This window comes from Exiguobacterium sp. EF_C8 (assembly GCF_054956715.1).
Genome location: NZ_CM143264.1, coordinates 1,191,376 through 1,217,130 on the forward strand (window position 1 = coordinate 1,191,376; position 25,755 = coordinate 1,217,130).

At 45.1% G+C, this 25,755-nt stretch carries 26 protein-coding genes and 2 pseudogenes; 22 read left to right on the top strand and 6 right to left on the bottom strand.

What is annotated here, in order from left to right:
• The first annotated feature begins 23 nt into the window (after nucleotides 1–23).
• The 8 genes from trhA to ACY2IG_RS06165 all read left to right on the top strand — a co-directional run bounded on the left by trhA (nucleotide 24) and on the right by ACY2IG_RS06165 (nucleotide 8,937).
• Nucleotides 24–671 (top strand): PAQR family membrane homeostasis protein TrhA, encoded by a 648-nt coding sequence (trhA, locus tag ACY2IG_RS06130; RefSeq protein WP_053453003.1) that lies wholly within the window; start codon nucleotides 24–26, stop codon nucleotides 669–671.
• A 120-nt stretch (nucleotides 672–791) separates the two neighbouring features.
• Nucleotides 792–2,516 (top strand): M3 family oligoendopeptidase, encoded by a 1,725-nt coding sequence (locus tag ACY2IG_RS06135; protein ID WP_462618476.1) that lies wholly within the window; start codon nucleotides 792–794, stop codon nucleotides 2,514–2,516.
• Between the two features lie 42 nt (nucleotides 2,517–2,558).
• Nucleotides 2,559–3,257, top strand: a complete 699-nt coding sequence (gene rpiA / locus ACY2IG_RS06140) for a ribose-5-phosphate isomerase RpiA (protein ID WP_035408611.1) — start codon at nucleotides 2,559–2,561, stop codon at nucleotides 3,255–3,257.
• A 21-nt stretch (nucleotides 3,258–3,278) separates the two neighbouring features.
• A complete protein-coding gene (locus ACY2IG_RS06145) occupies nucleotides 3,279–3,539 on the top strand; it encodes a hypothetical protein (RefSeq protein ID WP_462618477.1) in 261 nt (86 codons plus the stop codon).
• A gap of 257 nt (nucleotides 3,540–3,796) precedes the next feature.
• The gene (locus ACY2IG_RS06150; RefSeq protein WP_162236126.1) at nucleotides 3,797–4,849 is read left to right on the top strand and encodes a LytTR family transcriptional regulator DNA-binding domain-containing protein; all 1,053 of its coding nucleotides are present in this window, start codon (nucleotides 3,797–3,799) and stop codon (nucleotides 4,847–4,849) included.
• A 122-nt stretch (nucleotides 4,850–4,971) separates the two neighbouring features.
• Complete coding sequence (locus ACY2IG_RS06155; RefSeq protein WP_035408605.1) at nucleotides 4,972–5,820, top strand: ABC transporter ATP-binding protein; 849 nt, start codon at nucleotides 4,972–4,974, stop codon at nucleotides 5,818–5,820.
• Nucleotides 5,817–6,527 carry an ABC transporter permease gene (locus ACY2IG_RS06160; protein WP_029341298.1) on the top strand — a complete coding sequence of 237 codons (711 nt, stop codon included), beginning with the start codon at nucleotides 5,817–5,819 and terminating at the stop codon, nucleotides 6,525–6,527. Before ACY2IG_RS06155 ends, ACY2IG_RS06160 begins: the two co-directional genes overlap by 4 nt.
• 1,855 nt (nucleotides 6,528–8,382) lie before the next feature.
• On the top strand, nucleotides 8,383–8,937 hold the full coding sequence (locus ACY2IG_RS06165) for a hypothetical protein (protein ID WP_035408597.1): 555 nt from the start codon (nucleotides 8,383–8,385) through the stop codon (nucleotides 8,935–8,937).
• Nucleotides 8,938–9,087: 150 nt separating this feature from the next.
• Here the strand turns inward: ACY2IG_RS06165 and ACY2IG_RS06170 are convergent, their stop codons facing one another.
• The 3 genes from ACY2IG_RS06170 to ACY2IG_RS06180 are packed head-to-tail and all read right to left on the bottom strand — an operon-like array spanning nucleotide 9,088 to nucleotide 10,844.
• Nucleotides 9,088–9,492, bottom strand: coding sequence for a DUF350 domain-containing protein (locus ACY2IG_RS06170; RefSeq protein WP_214729562.1), 405 nt, complete (start codon nucleotides 9,490–9,492; stop codon nucleotides 9,088–9,090).
• A 13-nt stretch (nucleotides 9,493–9,505) separates the two neighbouring features.
• Complete coding sequence (locus ACY2IG_RS06175; RefSeq protein ID WP_197026221.1) at nucleotides 9,506–9,673, bottom strand: hypothetical protein; 168 nt, start codon at nucleotides 9,671–9,673, stop codon at nucleotides 9,506–9,508.
• Between the two features lie 55 nt (nucleotides 9,674–9,728).
• A complete protein-coding gene (locus ACY2IG_RS06180) occupies nucleotides 9,729–10,844 on the bottom strand; it encodes a GGDEF domain-containing protein (protein ID WP_462618478.1) in 1,116 nt (371 codons plus the stop codon).
• Between the two features lie 240 nt (nucleotides 10,845–11,084).
• Between ACY2IG_RS06180 and ACY2IG_RS06185 the strand changes: the two are divergent.
• The 6 genes and pseudogenes from ACY2IG_RS06185 to ACY2IG_RS06210 all read left to right on the top strand — a co-directional run.
• Nucleotides 11,085–11,730 (top strand): annotated as a pseudogene (locus ACY2IG_RS06185) (GntP family permease); the annotation flags it as partial.
• 86 nt (nucleotides 11,731–11,816) lie between these two features.
• Nucleotides 11,817–12,524, top strand: a pseudogene (locus tag ACY2IG_RS06190) (GntP family permease); the annotation flags it as partial.
• A 24-nt stretch (nucleotides 12,525–12,548) separates the two neighbouring features.
• On the top strand, nucleotides 12,549–13,250 hold the full coding sequence (locus ACY2IG_RS06195) for a CoA transferase subunit A (protein WP_029341303.1): 702 nt from the start codon (nucleotides 12,549–12,551) through the stop codon (nucleotides 13,248–13,250).
• A 13-nt stretch (nucleotides 13,251–13,263) separates the two neighbouring features.
• Nucleotides 13,264–13,926: a 3-oxoacid CoA-transferase subunit B gene (locus tag ACY2IG_RS06200; RefSeq protein WP_035408593.1), complete on the top strand. Its 663-nt coding sequence runs from the start codon at nucleotides 13,264–13,266 to the stop codon at nucleotides 13,924–13,926.
• A 5-nt stretch (nucleotides 13,927–13,931) separates the two neighbouring features.
• Nucleotides 13,932–14,708: a 3-hydroxybutyrate dehydrogenase gene (locus ACY2IG_RS06205; protein WP_462618479.1), complete on the top strand. Its 777-nt coding sequence runs from the start codon at nucleotides 13,932–13,934 to the stop codon at nucleotides 14,706–14,708.
• A 13-nt stretch (nucleotides 14,709–14,721) separates the two neighbouring features.
• A complete protein-coding gene (locus ACY2IG_RS06210) occupies nucleotides 14,722–15,912 on the top strand; it encodes an acetyl-CoA C-acetyltransferase (RefSeq protein WP_329471029.1) in 1,191 nt (396 codons plus the stop codon).
• A 58-nt stretch (nucleotides 15,913–15,970) separates the two neighbouring features.
• Here ACY2IG_RS06210 and ACY2IG_RS06215 read toward each other — a convergent pair whose 3' ends face one another.
• Nucleotides 15,971–16,903, bottom strand: coding sequence for a DUF2268 domain-containing putative Zn-dependent protease (locus ACY2IG_RS06215; RefSeq protein ID WP_462618480.1), 933 nt, complete (start codon nucleotides 16,901–16,903; stop codon nucleotides 15,971–15,973).
• Nucleotides 16,904–17,182: 279 nt separating this feature from the next.
• Here ACY2IG_RS06215 and brnQ point away from each other — a divergent pair, with 279 nt between their 5' ends.
• Nucleotides 17,183–18,523, top strand: a complete 1,341-nt coding sequence (gene brnQ / locus ACY2IG_RS06220) for a branched-chain amino acid transport system II carrier protein (RefSeq protein WP_426272963.1) — start codon at nucleotides 17,183–17,185, stop codon at nucleotides 18,521–18,523.
• 154 nt (nucleotides 18,524–18,677) lie between these two features.
• A complete protein-coding gene (locus ACY2IG_RS06225) occupies nucleotides 18,678–19,787 on the top strand; it encodes a glycerol dehydrogenase (RefSeq protein ID WP_214855490.1) in 1,110 nt (369 codons plus the stop codon).
• A gap of 42 nt (nucleotides 19,788–19,829) precedes the next feature.
• Here ACY2IG_RS06225 and ACY2IG_RS06230 read toward each other — a convergent pair whose 3' ends face one another.
• Together ACY2IG_RS06230 and ACY2IG_RS06235 are read right to left on the bottom strand one after the other, a co-directional pair.
• Nucleotides 19,830–20,774 (bottom strand): peptidoglycan DD-metalloendopeptidase family protein, encoded by a 945-nt coding sequence (locus ACY2IG_RS06230; RefSeq protein ID WP_035408580.1) that lies wholly within the window; start codon nucleotides 20,772–20,774, stop codon nucleotides 19,830–19,832.
• A gap of 256 nt (nucleotides 20,775–21,030) precedes the next feature.
• Entirely contained in the window at nucleotides 21,031–21,771 is a 741-nt protein-coding gene (locus ACY2IG_RS06235) for a peptidoglycan DD-metalloendopeptidase family protein (protein WP_290787577.1), read from the bottom strand.
• A 316-nt stretch (nucleotides 21,772–22,087) separates the two neighbouring features.
• Between ACY2IG_RS06235 and ACY2IG_RS06240 the strand changes: the two genes are divergently transcribed.
• From ACY2IG_RS06240 to ACY2IG_RS06265, 6 genes are all read left to right on the top strand, one after another.
• Nucleotides 22,088–22,567 (top strand): NUDIX hydrolase, encoded by a 480-nt coding sequence (locus tag ACY2IG_RS06240; protein WP_462618481.1) that lies wholly within the window; start codon nucleotides 22,088–22,090, stop codon nucleotides 22,565–22,567.
• Nucleotides 22,568–22,654: 87 nt separating this feature from the next.
• Nucleotides 22,655–23,530 (top strand): SDR family oxidoreductase, encoded by an 876-nt coding sequence (locus tag ACY2IG_RS06245; RefSeq protein ID WP_035408573.1) that lies wholly within the window; start codon nucleotides 22,655–22,657, stop codon nucleotides 23,528–23,530.
• A 10-nt stretch (nucleotides 23,531–23,540) separates the two neighbouring features.
• Nucleotides 23,541–23,732, top strand: coding sequence for a hypothetical protein (locus tag ACY2IG_RS06250; RefSeq protein ID WP_231496870.1), 192 nt, complete (start codon nucleotides 23,541–23,543; stop codon nucleotides 23,730–23,732).
• Between the two features lie 155 nt (nucleotides 23,733–23,887).
• On the top strand, nucleotides 23,888–24,268 hold the full coding sequence (locus ACY2IG_RS06255) for a GntR family transcriptional regulator (protein ID WP_375091511.1): 381 nt from the start codon (nucleotides 23,888–23,890) through the stop codon (nucleotides 24,266–24,268).
• The gene (locus ACY2IG_RS06260) at nucleotides 24,261–24,938 is read left to right on the top strand and encodes an ATP-binding cassette domain-containing protein (RefSeq protein WP_035408568.1); all 678 of its coding nucleotides are present in this window, start codon (nucleotides 24,261–24,263) and stop codon (nucleotides 24,936–24,938) included. The genes ACY2IG_RS06255 and ACY2IG_RS06260 overlap by 8 nt, the downstream gene beginning before the upstream one ends.
• Nucleotides 24,935–25,750: a hypothetical protein gene (locus ACY2IG_RS06265; protein WP_462618482.1), complete on the top strand. Its 816-nt coding sequence runs from the start codon at nucleotides 24,935–24,937 to the stop codon at nucleotides 25,748–25,750. The genes ACY2IG_RS06260 and ACY2IG_RS06265 overlap by 4 nt, the downstream gene beginning before the upstream one ends.
• Nucleotides 25,751–25,755 lie beyond the last annotated feature (5 nt).

The following is a 25,755-nucleotide window of genomic DNA, read 5'->3' on the forward strand; positions in this document are numbered from 1 at the left end:
TACATATCAGGGGAGGAACAAAAGTGAAAGCTTATATGAGAGAACCGATTAATGGATTAACACATTTGGGAGGGGCTGTCTTTGCTTTTGTCGGATTACTCGCACTCGTCATTAAAGCATCGTTAGAACGCGGAGCATCACTCGCCATCGTCGCAGCGATTATTTTTGGGGTCAGCATGATGGCACTCTATGCTGTTTCGGCAACGTATCATATGGTCCTTGCGAGCGATCGGGCGATTGCGATCTGGCGACGATTGGATCACTCGATGATTTATTTGTTGATTGCCGGTTCCTACGCACCGTTTTGTCTTGTCAGTCTGAATGGTCCGACGGGTTGGGTCTTGTTTAGCATCGTCATGTTGATTGCTGTTTCCGGAATTACCTTCAAATTAGTCTGGTTCAACAGTCCACGCTGGTTATCGACGACGCTCTACATCGGAATGGGCTGGATCATGGTGTTTGCGATCACACCACTCGCGCAAGTCTTATCACCGCTCGGCATCGGTCTATTGTTCCTTGGTGGTATCTTCTATACGATCGGTGGCATCATCTATGGATTAAAGCCGCGTGTCTTATCGTTTAAACATCTCGGATTCCATGAAATCTTCCACATCTTCGTACTACTCGGTAGTCTAGCGCATTTCCTATGTGTCTACTTCTTCGTGTTATGATGATGTCCTCCTTTAGTCAATGACTGAAGGAGTTTTTTTGTATCTATATGGAAAATACAGGAGAAGTCGAGTGTCCTCACGAATGAAAGAACGGAAAGATCACGAAGAGGGGGAAATCACATGCAACACACACGATGGCAATTAGAAACACTCTATACGATTGATGACGTCAAAGCAGGCATCGCCTCCATACAAACAGCATTGTCGAATCGGCCGATTGATGTGGCAGAACAGGTCGAGCGTTATCAGCAAGTCGCGCGCGACGTCGAGGAATGGAGCGACTTCATTTATTGCCTGTACGCTGAAGATGTCACGCGTGTTGAAGTCCACCCATTGCTTGAAGAGATCGAAGTCGTCCAAGCGATGGTACGCAGTGAAGTGGCAGCACTCGATACAAAGATCGCAGCACTGTCTCAAGAAGAGTGGGAAGCGCTCGTTACGGATTCACCGTACGCCTTTTTCTTAAACGAACGCCGTGACATCCAGTCCCGTCGTGCACCACTGATTCAAGAACAATTGTTACAGGATCTCGGTGTGGATGGATTCCAGGGCTGGGGACAACTCTACGATCAGCGCTTCATGGCGTTACGGGTCGACTTGAACGGAAAGCAGGTCACGATCGGTCAAGGATTGCATGAAGCGATGTTCGCGCCTGATCGTTCGGCTCGTCTAGCGGCAGCAATTGCAGTTGACGCCGCTTGTGCCAAAGAGGCTGACTTGTTTGCGACGATCTTGAACCGGATCTCCGGCTTCAGATTGCAATCCTACAAGATGCGGAACTGGGAGCAACCATTGACAGAGTTGCTTGAGCAGAACCGGATCTCAGAAGCGAGCTTAAAAGCGATGATCGAAGCACTCGATCAGCACCGAGACCTCTTTCACGCCTATTATGCCCGCAAGATTGCCCAGGCAGAGCAGGTGACGGGAGAATGGCATGATTTTGAGACGAATACGTATCGTTCCGCGCGGCATGTTCCGTTTGAGACGGCACAGGCAATCGTAAGCAAACAATTCAAACAGTTGAATCCAAAGCTCGGTGCTTTTGCTGAAAACGTGTTTAACGAGGGATGGGTCGATGCGGAGAATCGTCCCGGAAAAGCGGAAGGCGGATTCTGCGCTGCCTTTCCGATTGCAAAAGAGAGCCGGATTTTCATGACGTACCGTGACAGTTATCCAGACGTCGCGACACTTGCTCATGAATTCGGTCATGCCTATCATAATTATGTTCTGCAAGATGAACTGTATTTAAACCAAGTCAAAGGAACGAGTATCGCGGAGACGGCTTCAACGTTCATGGAGAATCTCGTCCTCGATGCTGCGATCAAAGAGACGACGGAGCGCGAGGAAGTACTTGCTCTCCTAGAGGTCAAGATTCGAGAGGGGCTGAAATATGCCAGCATCGTTCCCGGAATGTTTCGTTTCGAGCAACGTTTTTATGCGGAACGTCAGCATGGTACGATCAATGCTGAAAGGTTGAGTGAACTCTTACAAGAGGAAGAGCGCTTAGCCTATGGTCCAGTGCTGCCTGAACCAGCGCGCTACAAATGGATGTACATCAGTCATCTGTTTAATCCGAACCTTGCGTTCTACAACATTCCGTATACGATCGGTTATCTGCTTAGCAATAGTCTTTATCAGACGGTTCAAGCGGATCCGAGTCAATTTTCGACAGTTTTTGATGCCGTCATGCACGATTCCGGTCAAGCGACGATCGATGAAATCGTTAAACGTCACCTCGACGCCGATCCAACATCTATCGCGTTTTGGGTCGAAGCTCAGCAACCGCTCGTCCAGGCGATTGAGCAGTATCTGACGTTAACGGAATCCTCTCTCTCCGTCGATTGAAGACGAATCGAAACGGGAACAGAAATGTAGGGAGGGATGCGGATGTATGAACAGGAGAAACAATTAGTCGCTGAGGCAGCACTAACTTACGTGAAGGATGGAATGATAGTGGGTCTTGGAACGGGTTCGACGACGGAACGGTTTATCAAGGCGCTTGGTCCACTCGTCCAGGCTGGACTACAGATTCGTGGCGTGGCGACGTCGCTTGCGACGGTAAAGCTTGCTGATCAGTTACAAATCCCATTGATTGATCTGGAAGAGGGAATGGAAATCGATGTGACAGTTGACGGAATTGATCAAATCGACGGTCAGTTTCAAACCATTAAAGGCGGTGGCGGTGCATTGTTTCGTGAAAAAATTGTCGCCCTGATGAGTCGTGAATTGCTCTATCTGACCGATTCCTCGAAGTTCGTCCATCATTTAAGTGGACCGTTACCTGTCGAACTGGATTCGTTTGCCTTACCTTACGTGCGGCAACGTCTGCGTGATAAGCATGTATCAGCAACACTACGCGTGAAAGATGATCGTCCCTTCGTTACAGATGGAGGTCACGTGATTCTTGACGTTGATGTATCAGCCATTTCGGACGTTCGATTATTCGCAAAAGAAGTGAAGAGCTGGTCTGGAGTGCTTGAGACCGGTTACTTCGAGCGACAACCCGATCATGTCCTGACGGTCGAAGAGGGAAAGGTCAAACGCATCGCGCATCCTCGCCTGCGTGACGGTGGTGGGTTGGTTTAAGAAAAGAAAGAAGGAAACCGTATGGGCTTGAAAAAACGGTATTTATTTGGAGCTGGCATCATTGCCGGAACGAGTCTACTTTTGTTAAGGAAGCGGGAACAGGGCACACAAACAGATGCACTACGTGAATATTTAGCGCATCTCGATCAGGATCCGAGTCCGGATGCTACGAAGGACCCGGATGAGGTCGGATTGACGAAACTCGATTCCATCTATCGAGCCGAGTGGCAAGCGAATGGGTTCCCGCGTTCGCGGACAGAGCTAGAAGAGCTTGAAAAATAGTAAAAGCAGCGAAAGTGTTTTTTTCTGTTAGTTGAAAAAGTATTTAAAGGATTCTTTAAACGGCTTAAGTTCGTTATTTAAACGGACCTAAGCTGTTTTTATTAACGTCTACAGTAATAAATCATAGATAGCTGTAACACATTATATTTAGTTATTGTTCTAGTATCCTCTATTTTATAATCCTAAATTATGTAATTTTTATGATAAGGTGGATGTATATTTTCAATGGGGAATTCATCCCAGAGGGGGGGACTAGCGTGACTTTATTTATTAACGAACTTAATTACATAGACCAGAAAGATAAAACGACAGTACTCGAAAAACTCACGTTTTCTGTTTCTCCAGGAAAGTCATTGGCGATTAGTTCTAATATTACCCATCGTCAGCTACTCATAAAGATACTTGAAGGTCGTATCCGCAGTGCAAGTAAACATGTTCATGTAAACAATCATCACCCAGGAAATACTGTACAATATCGTTCGTCAATCAGTTTCTATTATGAGCATCCATATACATACGATAGATTAACCATCTTAGACCATCTTGCTTTTTATAAAAAATTGTATAATAGCTCAAAAGCGATTTCAGACACACTCGAAGTTACACAATTAATCGAGATAGCAAAGAAAAGAACAAATAAACTAGATCGTTCTCAAAAGAAACGTCTGCAACTCGCAATTCTTATTTTACAAGATACACCGGTGGTCGTTTTCGATGAGCCGGATCAAAACATTGATCAATATACGAAGAATATTCTATTTAAAGTTATCGAATTGTTGCTACAGGAAGAAAAATGTCTCTTAATACTTACAGGAAGTACGGAGAGTGCAATTACTTTATCCGAAGAATCTTATGTATTAAGTAGTGTTGGGCTTACACGCATCAATACAGAAATTGAGGAAGAAGAAGAGAAAGCAATCTCAGAAAATGATGAAGAGATCAATGGACTTGAAAAATCCGCTCCCTTTTCGCCTCTCGAACTGAACAAGGTTGTTGCTAAACTTGAACGTAATCTTATTTTACTAGATATAGATGAGGTCAAATTTTTCGAGAGCGCATCGGGAAATGTTCAAATTCATGTAGCGGATACGATGTTGCCCGGTCTATATACAATGAATGAGTATGAAACGACTCTTCAGGACCGGCATTTTTTCCGATGTCACCGTTCCTATCTTGTAAATCTGAAGAAAGTACGCGAGATTGTCACGTGGACACGGAACAGTTTTAGTCTGGTTCTCGACGATCGTACTGAAGTGCCCTTATCTAAGAATAAAATACACATTCTTAAAGAAATGCTCGGCATTAAGTGACGATCTTCTAGCAAGCTAATTACTCTTTTCATAAGCTTATTAACTCCATTCATCGTTAAAATAGTGCGATGTATAGCGCTCTCTACTATTCTAAGGTTAGAAAACGAGAGGAGAACTATACTATGGAAAAGGTAATCGAAATTGAATCATTGACGAAACACTTTTCAGATAAGACGGCTCTTGACGATTTAAGTTTCTATATCAAGCAAAAAGAAATTTTCGGGCTACTTGGTCCCAGTGGCTCTGGTAAAACTACCATGATCAAAATATTGACTGGTCAAATGAAACCGTCCACGGGTTCAACCAGTTTACTTGGAATTCCCTCTGAAAAACTCAAACAAAAGAACACTTTTCAGAAAGTAGGTATCATGACAGACAATAGTGGTCTCTACGATCGCTTGACGGTAAAAGACAATTTAAAGTTATTTTGCAAAATTTTTTCTGTCTCTGAAAACCGTATTCATCGTGCACTGGAGTTAGTCAATTTAGGTGATGAGCAGAATAAGAAAGTTGCCTTACTTTCGAAAGGGATGAAACAACGGGTACTGCTCGCTCGAACTTTTTTACATCAACCCGAAATCTTATTCTTAGATGAACCTACTTCTGCGTTAGATCCTGTCAACACTCAAGCCATCTATTCTGCCCTTAAAGATATGAATCGAGACGGTGCGACGATTTTCTTAACGACTCACGATATGGTAGAAGCGGACACCCTTTGCGATCGTGTCGCCTTCCTAAATCGTGGTCATATCCAGTTGTTGGGATCACCAAAATCGATCAAACAGCGTTTTGCTGATCAGACGTTGACACTCGAATCATTAGACGGCCTAGAACACGTTTTCGAATCGAATGAGAAAGATGCTCGTCATATCTATGAAATGTTACGTACTAATCAGGTTGTATCTATCCATTCTAACGAACCGACTCTAGAGGATGTGTTCGTAAAAGTAACAGGGAGTGACCTCAGATGATCTTTTCAATCAATCGTACAATGGCCATTTTTCAGAAGGATGTAAAAGACGTGTCAAGAAACGTATTTGTTGGTACGACACTGCTAGTACCTATCTTGATGGCGATTGTCTATAAGAATATTGGCGAAGTGACGTTAGAAATTCACTACACCGTCATCAATTTGACATTCTCTTCAGTAGCAGCATTCGTTCAATGCACATTGATTGCAGAAGAGAAAGAGAAGAACACGTTACGAAGCTTGATGCTGTCACCTGCCTCCACTCTAGAGATTCTAGGTGGCAAAAGTATATTGACTGCACTGATCACACTCTTCACCATAGTCATCAGTGCCGTCATTACGGGTTATGCTCCGTCACATCCTTTCATCATAATAATTGGACTTCTCGTCTCTTGCTTGTTCTACCTTGCCTTAGGGACACTTCTAGGATTGATGACTTCCTCTGTGATGGAAGCTTCTGTCGCTGTATTACCTGTCATGTTTTTATTCGGATTCGGAACGTTACTCCAGCAGGTTTCTGATAAATATCCGTTACTTTCGATTGTCGATTATTTGCCGAACTTACAACTGTTAGAGCTAGCTGAAAAGGTTGAGAATGGTGCCTCTTTCTCTTCGCTATCCATTAATCTAATCGTTATTTTGATTGCTGGTATATTATCTAGTGCTTTAGTCTTCATGATCTATCGAAAGAGAACATTAAAAGATTAATAGTCATTACAGCACAGAATACAAAAATCGATGGGGGTAAGAAATGATGAAAAAAGTACTATTAGCAATTGTAGGTATGATTTGTGGCACACTTATCATGTACGTCATTCAGAATGGGTTATAAACCGTGTTCTCATGGATTGTAGGCAAATTTGTAGGAGTCATTAATAGTAATCCAATAATATGAAAGTGGAAACAATCATGCTGAACCGTGAGGTGGATATGTGAATAAAGGACTATTAATACGGTGTTATATTGCTTGTTTTATACTGTTTATCACGACAATGCTAATTGGTCGCTATGAACTCAACACAAATATTTTTATGATTTTAACATTTGGAGTTATTCTGCTCGTACTTAATTTACCTATCCGGCAGTTGGATCGGTATAACAGACAATCCTTATCTTACTGGGCATTTGTTTTCAAAATGATAACAGGTGCTATTTTAGCGGCTGTTGTATGTTTTTTCGTTATGGTGATGATTACTCCGTAAAATCATTTTACGTATCTATTCATTACAACGATGTTTGAAAAGCTTATCATGTACTGTGCAGATTGAATTCGTTCCTTACTCGAAACATTCATCTCAATAGCGTTAAAATGACCTGATTGCTACATCAGGTCATTTTAACGCTATTATTTTATTCTAATAAAAGCCCAGAGATGAGTACAGTCGCACATACTAGGAAAGACCAGATTAATATGTTTCTAAGTCGATTAGTTGCGATGTCATAGGTTACAAATAATATCATATAGATACTAATCGAGAGTGTTTTTACAAACGTGCTATATGTGGCACTATCTTTAAGTATAAAAAGCACGATACTTACTATAACAATAGATAAATTGACACCAATTACTAGTACTCGAAAATTTGGTTGCTCTACTTTTTTTGTAAAGGAAATAAGGATCGTAAGACTTGCAATAGCAAGATTGGTATACATTAGTATTTCGTTCATACTGTCTCCCTTAGTTAGATTTCATCGATAATTAACAAAATTGAATGTTTGACAACACTTTAGGTACAACGATATAAGATGCAGTCTTTAATTAATATATCATTTTCATCCCATAGACATCTAAGGATTCTAGTTTATTGAACGACACATTGGAAGGGAGTCATTTATTAGACGTACAAAGGAAGAGTCTTGACCGCGATTTAAAAGAGAACTATCTTACTTTAAATATTAAAAAAAGTGAAAAACAGCACTCAAAATCTCTTTTCCTAAAGCGCGGTCTGGTAAGATGTGGATTGTATCAATCATGATTCAAGGAAAAACATTGTTTTCGAAAGGAGATTCATTGAATGAAAACCTTTTTAAACATCAACATAGCTAGCTTTTTATATGCCATCGCTTTATTTGTTCCATTACAATTCATGCTAAATATCAATCGAATCATAAGACTTACTGATATGTCTTCAAGTATGTTTTGGACTCTGAATATCATGATCGGATGCATCACTCTAACCAGTATTCCATTTTTAATTAGACGGATCACCTTCAAGTCCACTCTACATAAGTCATTTGAACGAATCATCTGTCTTTCCTGGTTCGTCTATTTTGTTTTATTCACATATCTCATAAGTAGGATTATTCCAGTCACGAATGAGGGAGACATGCCAAGCCCTGGTTTAGGCTTCATTTTAATCACCATTGTATTAACGTATCCACTTTTTGTAATAGTTTCTAAATTTCTTATCGTGGATCAAAAGTCGATGAAGGATTGAAAAATTAGCAATTTGAAAGAAAGGAATGATGTTATGAGGAGTCTACTGCTCCCGAACATTTTTTACAGATCTTAATAGAAGGATGTAAGATACATAAAATTCCATAGCATTAAGGAGAGCGTATTTTGAAAAAACGATATTTATATTTCTATTCGACAGTCATTGTATTAATCGGGGGAAGCTTGTATTCGTATCAAGCAGGATATATCCCTTATACAACACCTTATATAGATAAAGAGCATGAGAAGTTGATGGATGCTAAGACCGTCAATTCAGTCAATCGAAAAGACTACATCGATAGATCGATGCGAGATATGGCTAACTTTGCACCTTATTCGACGGGTGATTCCATTACAAAGAATGTGACCATGAATGAACTGAGGTCGAAGATTGATACGATGCACCACATCGAAAAATCTTTCCAATTCAAGTCGAATGATCCAGAATCAAAATCCTTACAAAAAGTAGCGAAGAACTATACTACTTATATTGAGGCGCTTGAATATGTTGCAAGCAATATGCATCGTAAGGAATCGATGAACGTCGATCAAGCAAACTATCTGAAGAGTGCTTGGAATGAGGTCGTCGCACCTGTACATCATATAAAAGATGAGGTCGATCGTTCTCAAGAAGGAGAGGCCGTCATGTTTGAAAAAGAAATCACTTCAGTTTGGAATTAATATTGATGGGGTTTAGGATGGATAAATTTGAACGTTTCGAATGACACAGTTAGATTACGACCTTATAAAGCTAGAATCTATAATATGGATTAAATGATATACAATCTAAACAGCCCTAGATATAATGATCCAGGGCTGTTTTCATGCGTTTTAATATGTAAGCGACCCAGCAATGATCAAACCGATCGAAATCGATAAGAAGAGGAGCAGCAAGCCGACTGCTTCGTTGTTCGCATCAATCTCTTTTGTCATGCTTAAGCGTGGGATTAGTAAATCCGCGAGATAGAACAAGACGATTTGTAAGACGATTGCGAGTGCACCCCATAAGACCATATCGAGAATGCTGACGGAGTTCGAGATACTCGAATAGAGGACGATGGCAAGACCGAGAATACGTCCACCGAATGCATAAACGGCTGCTTTCTTACCATTACGGATTAATTCCAGTTCCTTTGATTTCGTCGTTACCTCGAACAGGACGACACCAATTGCAAGGAGTACGGTCGCGACACCGATATACGTAAGGGTCGAGAGGAATAAGTCACTGAATGTCATGTTGGTACCTCCATCATGATTTTTTATTTTTTTTGCGTTGTTCGTATGCGACATACAATTCAAGCAGTGCTCCGACGAGAATGCCTGCTGATACATACAAATAGAAGTTGTCACCAATGAATCCGAACACGAGTCCTAAGAGAAGACCGATCAGGATATAAGGACCTTTTGTTAACTTCATATCAATCACCTGCCTCTACTTTAAAGGTAGCGGATTTCAGAGGTGACGTCCATCGTTATTCTTGGAAGCTGACGGCAGATTCTGCATTAGGAGAAAACAGGACGACTTGATTCCGTCCTTGTTGTTTTGCTTGATAAAGCGCGGCATCCGCATCCGGTAAGAGATGGTCGATTTGAGATGTCGTCTCATCATACGCGGCTAAACCAAATGATGCTGTAAGTGGCAGATCGGTCGTCGCTAGTCGGAACGGGCTGCAGGCAATACGTTCACGTAATTGCTCTGCTAAAGGAATCACTTCAGAGAGCGGAACGCCTTCAAACAAGACGGAGAACTCTTCACCGCCGTTACGAGATAAATACCCGCTCTCTGCGACGCCATCACGCAGTCGGCTGGCAAACTGACGTAGCACTTCGTCACCCGCTTCATGTCCATACGTATCGTTGATCTGTTTAAAATGATCAATATCGATCGTCAACAACACGATGGACTGTTTGTTCAAGATCAATCGTTGTTTGAGATCCGTGAAGTATTCGTTAAAAGCACGTGAATTATTCAATCCCGTCAAAAAGTCGAGTTGTGCTTTCTGCCGAAGCACCCGTAACGACTGTTTCGTCAGGCGGATATCACGAATGATCAAAAGGGCGAGCCAACTGCTAACGAAAGAAGCGGGAATGACGACCGACATGACCTCGAGTAAGAGGATTTGTTTCGGTAAGACGATCCATAAGACAAGGGCGTGCAAAGCCGTCGCATAGAGCGTCACGAGTGTAAAGGTCCGTTTTGCGTAAGGCGGCATTTCACGAACAATCAGACTCGTTCCGAGGGCGACAGCGACGATGAAACCAAATGCAGTGAATGCAGCCAAGTTCGTTCCCAGACTAAAGCGATAAACAATGATCGCGACCGTCACGATCGTTGTTGGAATAACGCCTCCAAAGTAGGCGGCGACAATGACCGGAACATGGCGCAAATCAATCATGACGCCGGGGGCTGCTTCGATTGTCATCTGCATGAGCAGTAAGGAGATCATGCTCAGGGCAAGACCATACAGTACGCGGGTGAGACGTGGAGATTCTCGCGTGATCGGAAGCGGTGATAATTTTCCAAGTAGATAAAAACCAGCCATTAATAGCGTCACGTTATGTAAGACGTCAAAAAGGATGCTTTTCATGAATCGTCCATCCTTTCGAAAAAAGTACGTTATTTAAGAAATATACGCCATAAACGGACTAACTCCTGTTTATCGAAAAAATAAACTCTTCCCATCAATTGTGTCTATAATGTGAACTTATGATTTCTATAAGCTGTACTTATGGTTTTAGGGAATTTGATTGACCTCCTCGACACTGCATTGTTAAATGATGAAGAAGCGGTATGAAAGCGCTTACTAAATTTGAAGGAGATCTTACTCATGGAACTCGTCATCATTCTTCTTGCCTTATCTTTATTGATGTTCGTTGCCTATCGTGGTTTTTCGGTCATCCTATTTGCACCAATCTGTGCCTTGTTCGCCGTCTTACTGACGAACCCGGACTGGGTGTTACCATTCTTCTCGAATATCTTCATGGAAAAGATGGTCGGCTTCATCAAAGCATACTTCCCGGTCTTCCTCCTCGGAGCGATTTTCGGAAAAGTCGTTGAGATGTCCGGTATCGCGGAGTCGATCGCAAAGACAATCATTCGTATGATTGGTGCGAAGCGCGCTATCCTTGCCATCGTCTTACTCGGCGCCATTCTTACATATAGCGGCGTCAGCTTATTCGTTGTCGTATTTGCTGTCTATCCGTTCGCTGCGAACTTGTTCCGCGAAGCAAACATCCCGAAACGACTCATTCCGGGAACGATCGCACTTGGTGCGTTCACGTTCACGATGGATGCCTTACCAGGAACACCTCAGATTCAAAACGTCATTCCGACGACGTTCTTCAAAACAGATATCTATGCTGCGCCGATCATGGGTTCAGTCGGTGGCTTGTTCATCTTAGTCGTCGGCATGTGGTATCTCGAGTCACGCAAGAAAAAAGCGCATCAAGCGGGTGAAGGGTACGCTGGATTCGAAGCGACAGCGGCAAGTACTGCACCGCAAATGGAGTTAAAGAACGAACCAGAAATGACGCTCGAGACGGATCGTCAACCAGTCTATCGCCAAGTCCTTGCCTTCGTCCCACTCGTCCTTGTTGCCGTAATGAACAAAGTCTTTACACTCTCGATTCCGAAATGGTATCCAGAAGGATTCGATTTTTCAGCAATCGGTCTAGAAGCATTCGGAAAGATCGAGACACCCGCTGTTCTTGCGATCTGGTCCGTTCAAATGGCGTTGTTGATCGGAATTCTCGCAGCCATGCTCTATGATTTCCCGAAGATCAAGACGAACTTCCAAGCTGGTCTGAACGTCAGTATCGGTGGTGCGCTCTTAGCGGTCATGAATACAGGTGCTGAGTATGGCTTCGGTGGCGTCATCGCGGCGTTACCAGGATTTAAGTCCGTCTCAAGCGAAATCTCGGAGACATTCACGAATCCGCTCGTCAACGGAGCCGTCACGACGACGACGCTTGCCGGTGTCACCGGTTCCGCATCAGGCGGGATGGGGATCGCGTTAAGTGCGATGTCGGATAAATATACGCAGGCAATCACATCGGGTGGCATACCACCGGAAGTCATGCACCGCGTCATTTCGATGGCGTCCGGCGGAATGGATACGTTACCGCATAACGGTGCCGTCATCACATTACTTGCCGTCACGGGCCTAACGCACCGTCAGTCGTATAAAGACATCTTCATGATTACGATCCTTAAAACAGTGACGGTCTTCTTGATGATCGGATTGTATAGTTTGACTGGTTTGTACTAAGAGTTTAGAAGGGGGCATCATCAGATGAAACAGGGGAAAGTATACGCATCATTCGCGGAAGCGACAGCAGACATTTTTGACGGGGCGACGCTAGTCGTAGGGGGCTTCGGACTCTGCGGAATCCCGGAAAAATCCATTACGGCGTTACAAGAGAAAGGCGTCAAGGATTTGACGGTCGTCAGTAACAATTGTGGCGTCGATGATTTTGGACTTGGTCTCCTCTTGCAGACGCGACAAATCAAGAAGATGATTTCGTCGTATGTCGGGGAAAATAAGACGTTTGAACAACAGTACCTCAGTGGCGAGATCGAAGTCGATCTCGTTCCCCAAGGTACGCTAGCGGAACGTATCCGTGCCGGTGGTGCTGGTATTCCTGGTTTCTATACACCAACAGGCGTCGGGACACCGATTGCTGAAGGAAAGGAACAAAAGGAGTTCGATGGGAAGACCTATCTGCTCGAAGAAGGAATCGTCGGCGATTTTGCGATTGTCAAAGCATGGAAAGCAGATCGTCTCGGGAATCTTGTCTTCCGGAAGACATCACGCAACTTTAACCCGATCGTCGCAACAGCTGGAAAAGTAACGATCGTCGAAGTCGAAGAACTCGTCGAGGTCGGCGAACTCGATCCGAACGAGATCCACACGCCTGCTGTCTACGTCCAGCGCATCGTTGTTGGAACGGATTATGAAAAACGCATCGAACGCCGGACTGTCCGGGAAGCTTGAGGAGGAGATCGATATGAAAACGACACGAGAGATCATCATTGAACGCGCGCTTCAGGAAGTTGAAGACGGGATGTATATCAACCTCGGAATCGGGATTCCGACATTGATCGCCAATGCGATTCCGGACGATATGCATGTCATGCTGCAATCCGAAAACGGACTTCTTGGCATCGGACCGTATCCACTTGATCATGAAGTTGATGCGGACGAGATCAATGCTGGCAAAGAGACAGTCACGGCACAATCCGGAGCTTCTTACTTCGACAGTGCTGAATCGTTCGCGATGATTCGCGGTGGGCACATCGACCTCGCAATCCTCGGTGGGATGGAAGTCGATCAGAACGGTGACCTCGCGAACTGGATGATTCCGGGCAAGATGGTCAAGGGCATGGGCGGAGCGATGGACCTCGTCAACGGAGCGAAACGCGTCGTCATCATCATGGAGCATGTCAACAAACACGGCGAATCGAAAGTCAAACAGTCGTGTACCTTGCCGTTGACAGGACGCGCCGTCGTCAACCGTCTGATTACGGACCGGGCCGTCTTTGATTTCACGCCGGACGGGATGGTCTTGATCGAGACGCTGAATGGTCATACGGTCGAAGACGTCAAACAAGTCACGGAAGCACGATTCACGGTCAGTCCGGAACTCGAGCGCTTGACGGTAGGGGAGTGAAGCAGATGGTTCAAGGAGATATCGTACTCGTCACAGGTGCAGGAAGCGGAATTGGTCTAGAAATCTCAAAGGCGTTCGCAACAGCAGGAGCGAAGGTCATCGTAACGGACGTCCGCGCGGAAGCAGCAGAGGAAGCTGCGGCAGCGATTCGCGGAGCTGGTCATGAGGCGGTCGGCATGACACTCAACGTCACCGATGAAGCACAGGTCGAAGCCGTCTTGAAGCAGACGGTCGAACAGTTTGGTCGACTTGACGTCTTGATCAACAACGCGGGTCTTCAACACGTCTCACCAATTGAAGAGTTTCCGACAGAGAAGTTCGAATTGATGATTAAGATCATGTTGACGGCACCGTTCATGGCCATCAAACATGCTTTTCCGATCATGAAGGAACAAGGTTACGGACGTATTCTCAACATGGCATCGATCAATGGTTTGATTGGTTTTGCTGGGAAAGCAGCATATAACTCGGCGAAGCATGGATTGCTTGGTCTAACGAAGGTCGCAGCCCTTGAAGGAGCGGAATACGGGATCACCGTCAACGCGATTTGTCCGGGTTACGTTGATACACCACTCGTTCGTAATCAACTGGAAGACTTAGCGAAAACGCGACACGTCGAGCTTGAGAAGGTACTTGAAGAAGTCATCTATCCGCTCGTTCCGCAAAAACGTCTGCTTGCTGTCGAGGAGATTGCAGATTATGCATTGTTCCTTGCGAGCCGCAAAGCAAAAGGCATCACTGGACAAGCGAACGTCCTTGATGGTGGATACACGATTCAATAAGGAGATGGAGCAGATGAGTGAAGCAGTCGTCATCGTCAGTGCGACGCGCACGGCGATCGGGAATTTCAATGGAAGTTTGAAGGACGTCAAAGCAACGGAACTCGGAGCGACAGTCATTCGCGCGGCACTTGAAAAAGCTGGTGTCGCAGGAGATCACGTCGACGAAGTCTTTTTCGGCAACGTCCTCTCAGCAGGACTTGGTCAAAATCCAGCTCGGCAGGCAGCCCTCGCTGCCGGGTTACCGGAGACATGTCCAGCGATGACCGTCAATAAGGTCTGCGGATCCGGTCTCTCAGCCGTCCATCTCGCGTATCAGGCGATCAAGTCGGGCGAAGCCGATGTCATCGTTGCTGGTGGGATGGAGAACATGAGTCAAGCACCTTACGTCCTCGCGGGCGCACGGTCTGGACTAAAGATGGGTGACCAACCACTCGTCGATACGATCATCCAGGACGGGCTCGAATGTGCCTTTAATGACTATCATATGGGGATCACGGCAGAGAATTTAGCAGACGTCTACGAACTTTCCCGCGAAGCGCAGGATCAGTTCGCCGCGACGAGTCAGCAAAAAGCGCAGACGGCATTAGCGGAAGAACGGTTCGTCTCAGAAATCACGCCAGTGCTGATTCCACAACGAAAAGGCGATCCGATCCGTTTTGATCAAGATGAGTTTCCGCGCGCCGGAACGTCCGTCGAAACGCTCAGTCGTTTGCGCCCGGCGTTTAAGAAGAACGGAACGGTCACGGCAGGCAATGCATCTGGCATCAATGACGGGGCTGCGGCGCTCGTCATCATGTCAGAGGCGAAGGCGAAAGAACTCGGCGTGACACCACTCGTTGAGATCGTCGCGAACGGAACGTCCGGTGTCGACCCGAGCATCATGGGAATCGGTCCCGTCCAAGCGGTCCAAAAGGCACTCAATAAAGCAGGTTTAACGCTTGAGGAGATCGATGTCATCGAAGCGAACGAAGCATTCGCGGCACAATCTCTCGCGGTCGATGCGGAGCTACAGTTCCCGCATGAGAAGCTCAACCGCAATGGCGGTGCGATCGCGCTCGGTCATCCGATCGGTGCGAGCGGTGCGCGGATTCTCGTCACGCTGATCCATGAACTCGAGCGGACGGGTGAGACGCATGGTCTTGCGACGTTATGCGTCGGTGGCGGTCAAGGGGTGGCGACGATCGTTAAAAAATACGAAGGTTAACTAATAAAGCACGAGACGAAGGAGATTGATGCACCCGTTGTCTCGTGCTTTATTGATTTTAGCGAATCGTTAATTTTTTCTTGTAACTGCTTTTTTCAAGAATTTGCACAGAGGACATCCGTGACCATTCCTTCAAGGAGATCTCGGGATGTTGTTTCATGAAGTCGGAGACGATCATGTAGCCGAGTCTGTATTTCGTGAACGATGGAATTTGTTTTTCGTAATTTCCAAAGAACAGATCATCCGTCGTCAATCGTTCCGCATTCAGCTCCGAAATCACATGCTCCAAGGAGTGGTCAAGTAAAGGGGCAATCGCTTCCGATGATTCCATTGGATAAAGCTTATGGGCAAAGAATTCCGCTTTTCCTTCGAGAATGATGTAATCGAGTATTGTCGCACGATTCGGCTCATCGAGGGCTACGGTATGATGGTATTCATGCGCCGTCGTATTGAGTAATGACTCTTTCGAAAAATCCTTCAAGAAGAACAGACTCATCGAATTGTTTCCTTGAGCGACACCGCTGACACCACCATAACGTTTGGCATCATCATGTTCGAGTGGTGTCGTTGGGGAGACGAAGACAACGAGCTTCTCATCCCGTGGAAGTTGTTTCATCGAAGTCAGGAGACTGGACTTGATCTGTTTCATGATGTGCTGATGGTGTTTTTTCAAATATGTATTCATCTGTTTTAAGTCCTTGATGTTTTCCGAAGGCTGTTCATAGATGCTAGGAACAGGCATGGCTTGGAGCTGTTCTTTTTTGATGACGTCATTTTTAGCGCCCAATACGTATTTTTTATATAGTGCCTCATTGTCCTCTGGCTGTTTCGAAACCGCTTGAATGTAGTCGTCATACGCCTTATACAAAGGAACGATGTGGATCTCTTGTTTCTCGTGCGTAAACGAAATGTCATACGTCTTTGGTTTCTCGGCAGCCGGGGAACAACTGGCAAGTAAAAGGGTGACGCTAAGAAAATAGATGGATTTCATGAGAATACCTCCTGTTTAATTATCCATATATTTACTTTCCATAAAAAATGTCATTCTCCTACTACGTCAGATGAACTTATGAATCCGGTTTCATACTTTGACGCGAAGACGTATTAGATTCTTTAAACTAAAGTGGTATCAAACTTTCTGCCGAATTTTCAGAATATTCTCCAGATAAACTCCTAGCACGAGCTCCTAAACGTATGTTATCCTTTCGAACGAAGTACTTCATCTGCTTAGGGAGCGGATGAAGTCGGAAATCATCAGTGGGGGTTTATTATGTCTAAAACTGTTCCAACATCATTTATCATCGTCATCGGCATGATGCTCTTCGCCTTGTTCTTTGGGGCAGGAAATCTCATCTTTCCGCCGATGCTCGGACAGCTCGCAGGGGAGCATGTCTGGGTTGCCAATGCCGGATTCCTTGTCACTGGTGTCGGTCTACCATTGCTTGCGATTCTCGCATTCGCGTTTTCAGGGGAACGCGATCTACAAGCGATGGCGTCACGTGTTCATCCTGCTTTCGGAATCGGGTTCTCGGTCATCTTGTATCTCGCGATTGGACCATTCTTCGCAATTCCACGTGCCGGAACGGTCTCGTATGAAATCGGAATCAAGCCGTTCTTCAGTGAATCGACGAGCCATTTGCCGTTACTGATCTTCACGATTTTGTTTTACACGATTGCTTGTCTATTGTCCTTAAACCCAACAAAGATCGTCGATGTCGTCGGGAAAGTACTGACACCGATTAAAATCACGTTCATCGGTCTCTTGATCATCGTTGCCGTCTTGCATCCAATCGGAAGTTTTCAGAATCCTTTGAAGACATATCGAACAAATGCTTTCTTTAATGGTTTCCAAGAGGGATATATGACACTCGATGCGCTTGGTGCCTTTGTCTTCGGTATCATCATTATCGCAGCGATCAAGGAAAAAGGTGTCACTTCGAAGCGGCAGTTGCTGCTGATTTGTACGAAAGCCTCGTTGATTGCCGCAGCCTTGCTTGCAATCACATACACTGCGCTTGCCTTCATGGGCGCGTCAAGTGTCTCTGAGATCGGACAGCTCGCGAACGGCGCAGAGATTTTGTCTGCTGTGTCGGATCATTACTTCGGTGAGTATGGGGCGATTTTGCTTGGTCTGATGATCACAGTCGCTTGTATGACGACGAGTGTTGGTTTGATCACGGCGTGTGCCGCTTTTTTCTCGGCACTCGTCCCAAAAATCTCATACGTCAAATGGACGATTGGTCTATCGGTCTTCAGCGCACTCGTTGCGAACATCGGTCTGAATCAATTACTCGCTGTCTCTAAACCAGTCTTGATGACGCTTTATCCACTCGCGATCTGTCTGATCTTCTTAACGTTCTTGCATCCACTCTTTAAAGGGAAGCCAGCCGTGTATCAAGGGGCGCTATGGATGACGTTCCTCGTCAGCTTGTTTGATGGATTGAAGACAGCAAAGATCAACGTCTCAGCCGTCACAAAAGTGTTTGATGCGGTATTACCGTTTGCTTCTGTCAGTCTCGGTTGGGTCGTTCCTGCTATCATCGGTGGGGTGATCGGAGCGATCGTCGGTAAGAAAAAAGCGGAGACACGATCGTCGTCACGTGTGGCTTAAGTTGTCACGTATAAAGGGAAGCGGATTTTTGATCGTATGATCAAAGTCCGCTTTTTTTGTTCACTCGATTGTGGGTTTAAGCATAAGCGGAAACGGCAATTCCTCTACTGTATATCATTGACCATCGTGTCCCTTACAGAAAGGATGTTGAAACATGTCAGAACGTGTCTTCATTAGTCCCTCGAAGTATGTCCAAGGAAAGGATGTCATTGACCGGCTCGGTACATATGTGAGCCCGTTCGGTGAAAAAGCGCTCGTCATCGCGGACGATGTCGTCTGGAAAATCGTAAAGGAACGTGTCGAGCAGTCGCTGTCCGGCGAAAACGTCAGTATCGAGAAGGCAGACTTTAGTGGTGAAGCCTCACGGCATGAAGTAAAACGAATCGCTGAGCAAGCAAAAGCAGCGGATGTTCGTTTCGTCATGGGAGTTGGGGGTGGAAAGACGCTCGACACAGCAAAAGCCGTCTCGGATGAGCTGAACGTGTCCGTCGTCATCGTACCGACCCTTGCTTCGACCGATGCACCGACGAGTGCTCTGTCCGTCATCTATTCCGACGAAGGGATTTTCGAAAGCTATCGTTTCTATAAGAAGAATCCCGATCTTGTTCTCGTCGATACAAAACTGATTGCCCAAGCGCCAGCACGTTTCTTCGCGTCCGGAATTGCCGATGCACTCGCGACGTGGGTCGAAGTCCGAAGTGTCGTCGCCTTTGGTGGACAGACGATGGCGGGAGGACGACCGACAATTGCGGCACAAGCGATTGCCAAACGTTGTGAGGAAGTCTTGTTCGAGCACGGGCGTCTGGCGTACGAATCCGTTCAGGCACAAGTCGTCACACCAGCACTCGAAGCCGTCGTCGAAGCGAATACCCTCTTAAGTGGGCTCGGCTTTGAAAGTGGGGGACTAGCAGCGGCGCATGCGATTCATAATGGCTTTACGGCACTTGACGGTGAGATTCACCACCTGACGCATGGAGAAAAGGTCGCCTTTGGTACACTCGTCCAGTTGGCGCTCGAAGAACATCCACAAGAAGAAATCGAGCGCTATATCGCGCTTTACACGGATCTTGGTTTACCGGTGACACTCGAGGACGTCAAGCTAAAAGATGCGTCACGTGAAGATATCGTCAAAGTCGGCGAGGCAGCGACCGCTGAAGGTGAGACGATCCACAGCGGATTCAACGTTACGGCGGACGAAGTCGCTGATGCAATCATCGCAGCCGATCGCTATTCAAAAGCGTATCAAGCAAAACGAAAACAATAAGAAAAAATAACCCTTGCCGAGACGGCGAGGGTTATTGTCATTTTACAGATAATCGAGTGGATTGACACTGCTACCAGCAGAAGTTGCGCTGTAGACGTACGATCCTTTATGGAGTTCAAAATGTAAATGTGTTCCGAAAGCGTTACCTGTCTCGCCAACTGTTCCGATCTTTTGACCTTGCGTGACGGTTTGACCGACCGAGACCGAGCGGCTATTCATATGTGCATACAGACTGATGAACGGCGATCCGTTGATCGTATGTGAAACCATGACATAGTTGCCGTACGCGCCTTTGAGCTGAGACGTAATGACCTTACCGCTAGCTGTCGCATAGACCGGAGTACCTTTTGCTGCACCATAATCGATACCGTTATGGAATGTGTAACCATAAGCACCACTAGAAGGTCCATAACCTTGCGTAATCGGACCGCTCGTTGGCGTCGCGAAGTTCTTTGATGTCGACGTTGACGCTTTTGATGCGCCACTGCTATTCGTCAGTGTCAAAACAGCGTATTTCGAGACATAGTCCGCATGGACGAATCGTTTATCTCCACCGTATAAGAACTTGATCCAATCGCCTGTACGACCGAGGTAGCGGAACGTTTCGCCCTTATCGACACTTCCGACGACTGTACTGCTCGTCGAACTGCTGCTACGAACACGAAGGTTGTCGACATTGACTTTAATCTTATAGATACGTGTTACAGAATATTTTTTAACATATGTAGAAGAAACATAGACTTTTTTTGAACCGTACAGAATTTTCGTCCAGTTGCCTGTCCGTCCGAGATACTTATATGTATCACCTTTTTCAAAGCTCGTGATCGTACCGTATGATGTCGAAGGACCCGTTCGAGCACGCAAACCGTCCTCCATGACTTTCACCTTATAGAACGTCGTTGCTGCATCCGCACGTGGTATGGCAAACGAAGCAAAACTTGCCACAGCGATGGCTGTCGCTGAAACACCTTTCCAAAAACCATGCATGATTCATTCCTCCTGAATATGTAATCTGTGTGACTAAACCGTTATGTAAATTTCATAGATGAGTATAACATTTACGAAAATGTTTAAATGTTACATTCACATTTCGATATTATTTCAATAAATTATATTAAACAGACTTAATTCTATTCATTATCCAATTATCCATAAAATTCTTTGACAAGATTGGATGGAATTGGATATGATGAAATGCCCATTAAAAATAAGAAAGGTACCCCGGTTGAGGTACCTTAAATGCTTATAAAAAGGCGAGTGGATTGACGCTGTTCGCTGCAGAAGTACCGCTATAGACATAGTTACCGCGATGGATTTCGAAGTGAAGATGAGCACCTGTCGAGTTTCCTGTACTGCCGACTGCACCGATCGTTGCGCCTTTCGGGATCGTTTGACCGACGAAGACAGAGCGTTTGCTTAAGTGAGCGTATACCGTTGTGTACGAAATACCGTGCACTTTATGTTTGACCATGACATGGTTTCCATATGCTCCTTGGTAAGACGATGTGACAACTTTACCTGCCGCTGCTGCATGAACGGGCGTTCCGATTGGTGCACCAAAGTCGACGCCGTTATGGAACGTGTAGCCGAAGATGCCGCTAGTTTTTCCATAACCTTGTGTTACTGGACCGCTTGTCGGACGCGAGAAGCCATTTGATGAAGTCGAGAATGAAGCTTTCTTCGCTGTATGACCAGAAACGCGATATTTTTTCACATAACCTGAGTAGACGTAACGCTTATGTCCTTTATGAAGAATTTTTGTCCAGTTTCCGCGATGACCCAAGTATTTGAAAGTCTGTCCCGAATTGACGCCGTCGACGATCCGGTATTTAAGAGATGGGCCAGTACGAACGCGAAGTCCGTCTGCTTTGATTTTTACTTTGTACGTAGATTTCGTAGCTGCGTCAACCTTATCTGTACCCGTAGCTGCAAAACCTGAAACAACGAGCGCGCTCATTGCAAGTGTCGTGATTGTTCTTTTCATGAATGTTCCTCCTTGATGTAAATCGAGATCTTGTCGGAAATGACATGTATATAGAATGTGTGTGGTGTAAAGTGTGGTGAATTGAAGTAGATGATGCTGTCGTCATTTGACTAACGAGAGTATAGCATTGAAAAGTCAGACGTTTGTATTTCAATTCGATTGCTTAGATATATTTTAATAACAATTCTTGTAATGTTGAATACATATTCAATCTCAGAATCCCTTAAAATCAATATGAATCCGTGTTACAACGAGATGAATTTGATGACAAAACGCAATCGTGGGAAATGATGAGAAAGTATGGGAGTCTAATAAAATGAGAGTAGGTAATGAGATGGATTTGACGTTTGCAGTAAATCAAAAAAAGCTTAACATTCGCGCAGTGGCGCTGTTGATTCAAGATGGACATCTTTTGATCCATCGGCAAGGAAAAGATGATTTTTGGTCATTACCGGGAGGACGGGTACAATTTGGTGAAAGTGGTGCCAAAGCGATTGAACGTGAATTATTAGAAGAATTAGGACAGTCAATCGAGCCACCGGTCTTCCGTTTCCTGCATGAAAATTTCTTTAATTACGCAGACCATCAGTTTCATGAACTGGGGATGTTTTATGAAGTAACATGTCGAGAACCACTACCACTTTCAACGGAAGACTTTTACGGTCCCGAAGGTGAAGAATTGACGTACCGGTTCGTTCCGTTCGATAAACTGGATCAATATACATTGTATCCGAGCGGATTATCAAAAATGCTTCAAACCAATGTATTTCCAACGCTATTGACGAATGACATCTGACTTTTCCGGAAAAACGTTTATAGATGTATCGCAAGGGAATGGTTAATCATGTAGTTCATTCCACAATGATAAGGGAGCTGATCGTTCATGAGAGAAGAGCAGTTCGAAGCGATGCATCAAGAAGCACGAGGGCAGACGCAGGAACAACAACCCGGTGTCGAGTACGCCATGAAACCGGAACCGATCTACGATGATCCGGATTATGTCGGTTCAGGAAAACTGACGGGGAAGGTTGCACTGATCACAGGTGGAGACAGTGGAATCGGTCGAGCCGTTGCTGTCGCTTATGCGAAAGAAGGGGCAAATGTCGCAATCGTATACTTAAATGAGGGGAAAGACGCAGAAAAGACGAAATCGTTGATTGAAGGCTACGGGGTCAAAGCCTTAAAAATCGCGAAGGATGTCAGTCAACCGGAAAATGCGCAAGCGATCATCGATACCGTCATTGCAGAATTTGGTCAATTGAACATTCTCGTTAACAATGCCGGAAAACAATTCCCGCAAGATGATTTCCTTGCGATCACACCAGATCAATTGAAGGAAACGTTCGAAACGAATGTTTTTTCGATGTTCTACTTGATTCAGGCTGCGCTTCCACATTTGCATAAAGAAGATGCAATCATCAATACCTCATCGGTGACAGCGTATCGTGGAGCACCGTCGCTGATCGACTACTCGGCGACGAAAGGCGCTATTACGACATTGACACGCTCGCTTGCTTCAAGCTTGATTGAGAAAGGAATCCGCGTTAATGCTGTCGCACCGGGACCGATTTGGACGCCTCTCATTCCAGCGACGTTCTCGAAGGAGAAAGTCGAGTCGCATGGGGAAGACACGTTAATGAAGCGTCGGGGACAACCGTCAGAAAATGCACCGGCTTATGTCTATTTGGCTTCTCGTGATTCGAGTTACATCACGGGTCAGACGATTCATATCAACGGCGGCGATTACATCACGTCTTAAGGGGGAAAACATGATGAAGAAAAATCCGAATGAAGTGCCTGAACGTGAACCGGATCATCAACCGGACGAAGTTCCGCAAGCACCACCGAGCGAGGTGCCAGATACACCACAGGAAGATCCTGTCCGTCAACCGGAACCGGATACGTTCCCGGAACCAACTGAGATTCCTGATACACCGCAGGAAGATCCAAATCCCTATTAATAGGTTGACCGTAGTCACCATCCAAGAATCGGATGGTGACTTTTTCGTGATTAAGAAGACAAACCAGCTTGACAGACAAACTGTATGGTGAGTATGATACAGAAGAGAAGTGTATTAATGTTTTAATACATTACACAGGAAAGGGAGGTCTACCGATGCAGTTCGACCAAAGAAGCCCGGTGTACCTGCAGGTCGTCCGTTGGTTCAAACAACGAATCGCGACCGAGGAATTGCAAAGCGGGCAAGAGATCCCGTCCCGCCGCGAAATCGCCGCACAGCTCGGAATCAATCCGAATACCGCACAAAAAGCATATAAAGAGATGGAGGAGCAGCAATTGATTACGACAGAACGGAATGTCCCGAGTAAGATTACACGCGATTCACAAGTCGTCCAAAAAGTACGGACCGAGATGCTTGAAGAAGCAGTCTCTGAATTCATCGATGCCGTCAAGGCGATTCAAATTCCACTTGATGAGGTCGTCTCGAAAGTTGAGACCGTCTATCAGGAAACGGAACGGAGGAAGATCGATGCTTGAAGTTCATGGCTTACAAAAGAAGTACGGAAAAAAACCAGTCCTTCAAGGCGTCTCGTTCTCGGTTCCGATGGATCAATTGACATGTCTGATCGGTTTGAACGGTGAGGGGAAATCGACGATCCTAAAGGCAATCGCAGGTCTTGTTCCAGTCAACGCGGGAACGGTTCTCGTCGATGGCGAGATCAATCGAAATAAGATCGCCTTCGTTCCAGATATTCAGACGATGCCCGGTTACATGACGGTCGGTGACGCGCTGACATATATGGCAGATTATTATTCCGATTGGAACCAGGAGACTGCGAATGAATTGATGCGAATTTTCCAGCTACTTTCAACAGATAAGATTACCGACTTATCAAAAGGAAACCAGGCGAAGGTCAGCTTAATTCTTGGATTTGCTCTCGATCGTCCGTACTTATTACTCGACGAACCGTTCGCAGGAATTGATTTGTTTACGAAAGAACAGATTGCAGGATTATTCTCAAGCCACTTCATGGAAGGGCGCGGTATCCTGATGACGACACACGAAATTCAGGAAATCGAGCATTTGATCGACCGGGTCGTCTTCTTACAGGACGGTCGAATCATCGATGAACATGAGACAGAAGAGATGCGAGAACTGTACGGGAAGTCGGTTCAGGACCGGATGCGGGAGGTCTATCAGCGATGAAACAATACATACAATTGACGAATGAAGAGATTAAGCGGAGTTTTAAGTTATATGTAATTGCCGTGCTTGTGATGGCAGCGATTGAGCTGGTGTCGGTCGTTGTAAAAGTCAAACTACATGAGCGCAGAATCGAAGATTATATGAAGTCTAATACAGTGACTCTATATGAAACGTTTGATCAAATCGGTAAACTATCTTTTTCTGATGCAACCTCATGGTTTAGTTACGTCATATTAATTGGAATGGCGTTAGTCATCATATATTCAATTCAAATATGGTATCGGGATTGGTTCGGTGAGACGAAATATATGTACCGTTTGCTGATGCTTCCAGGGAATCGAGCAAGTATTTTCTTTTCAAAACTAACATCTGTATTTCTTATCATCATGAGTTTCCTTGGTATTCAATGGCTCTTAATTCAAGGTAGTCGATCTATTTTTAGATGGGTCATTCAAAATGAGTATATGGGAAAAGAGGGAACTGGGACGCTTGGAAGCACTCTAGGCGAAATTTACTCAATGAATCTGACGAATTTGTTAATCATTCTTTCAGTTTCTTTTCTCATTGTTAGTTTAATTTTTTTACTTGTATTAATTGAACGTTCGTATCGAAAATGGAGTGGATTTATTCGAATCGGAATCGAAATTCTTTTTGTAATTGCCTATACGTTTTCTAGTTTATATTTCTTAGAACGAACAGACTTATTATTAAATCTGGAGAAAACTATATTATTAGTGAGTTTATTTGTCCTCTATTTTGCTTATGTAATTTGGAGAAGTCTACGTTTACTAAAATGGAAAGTTGCTGTTTAAGGAGG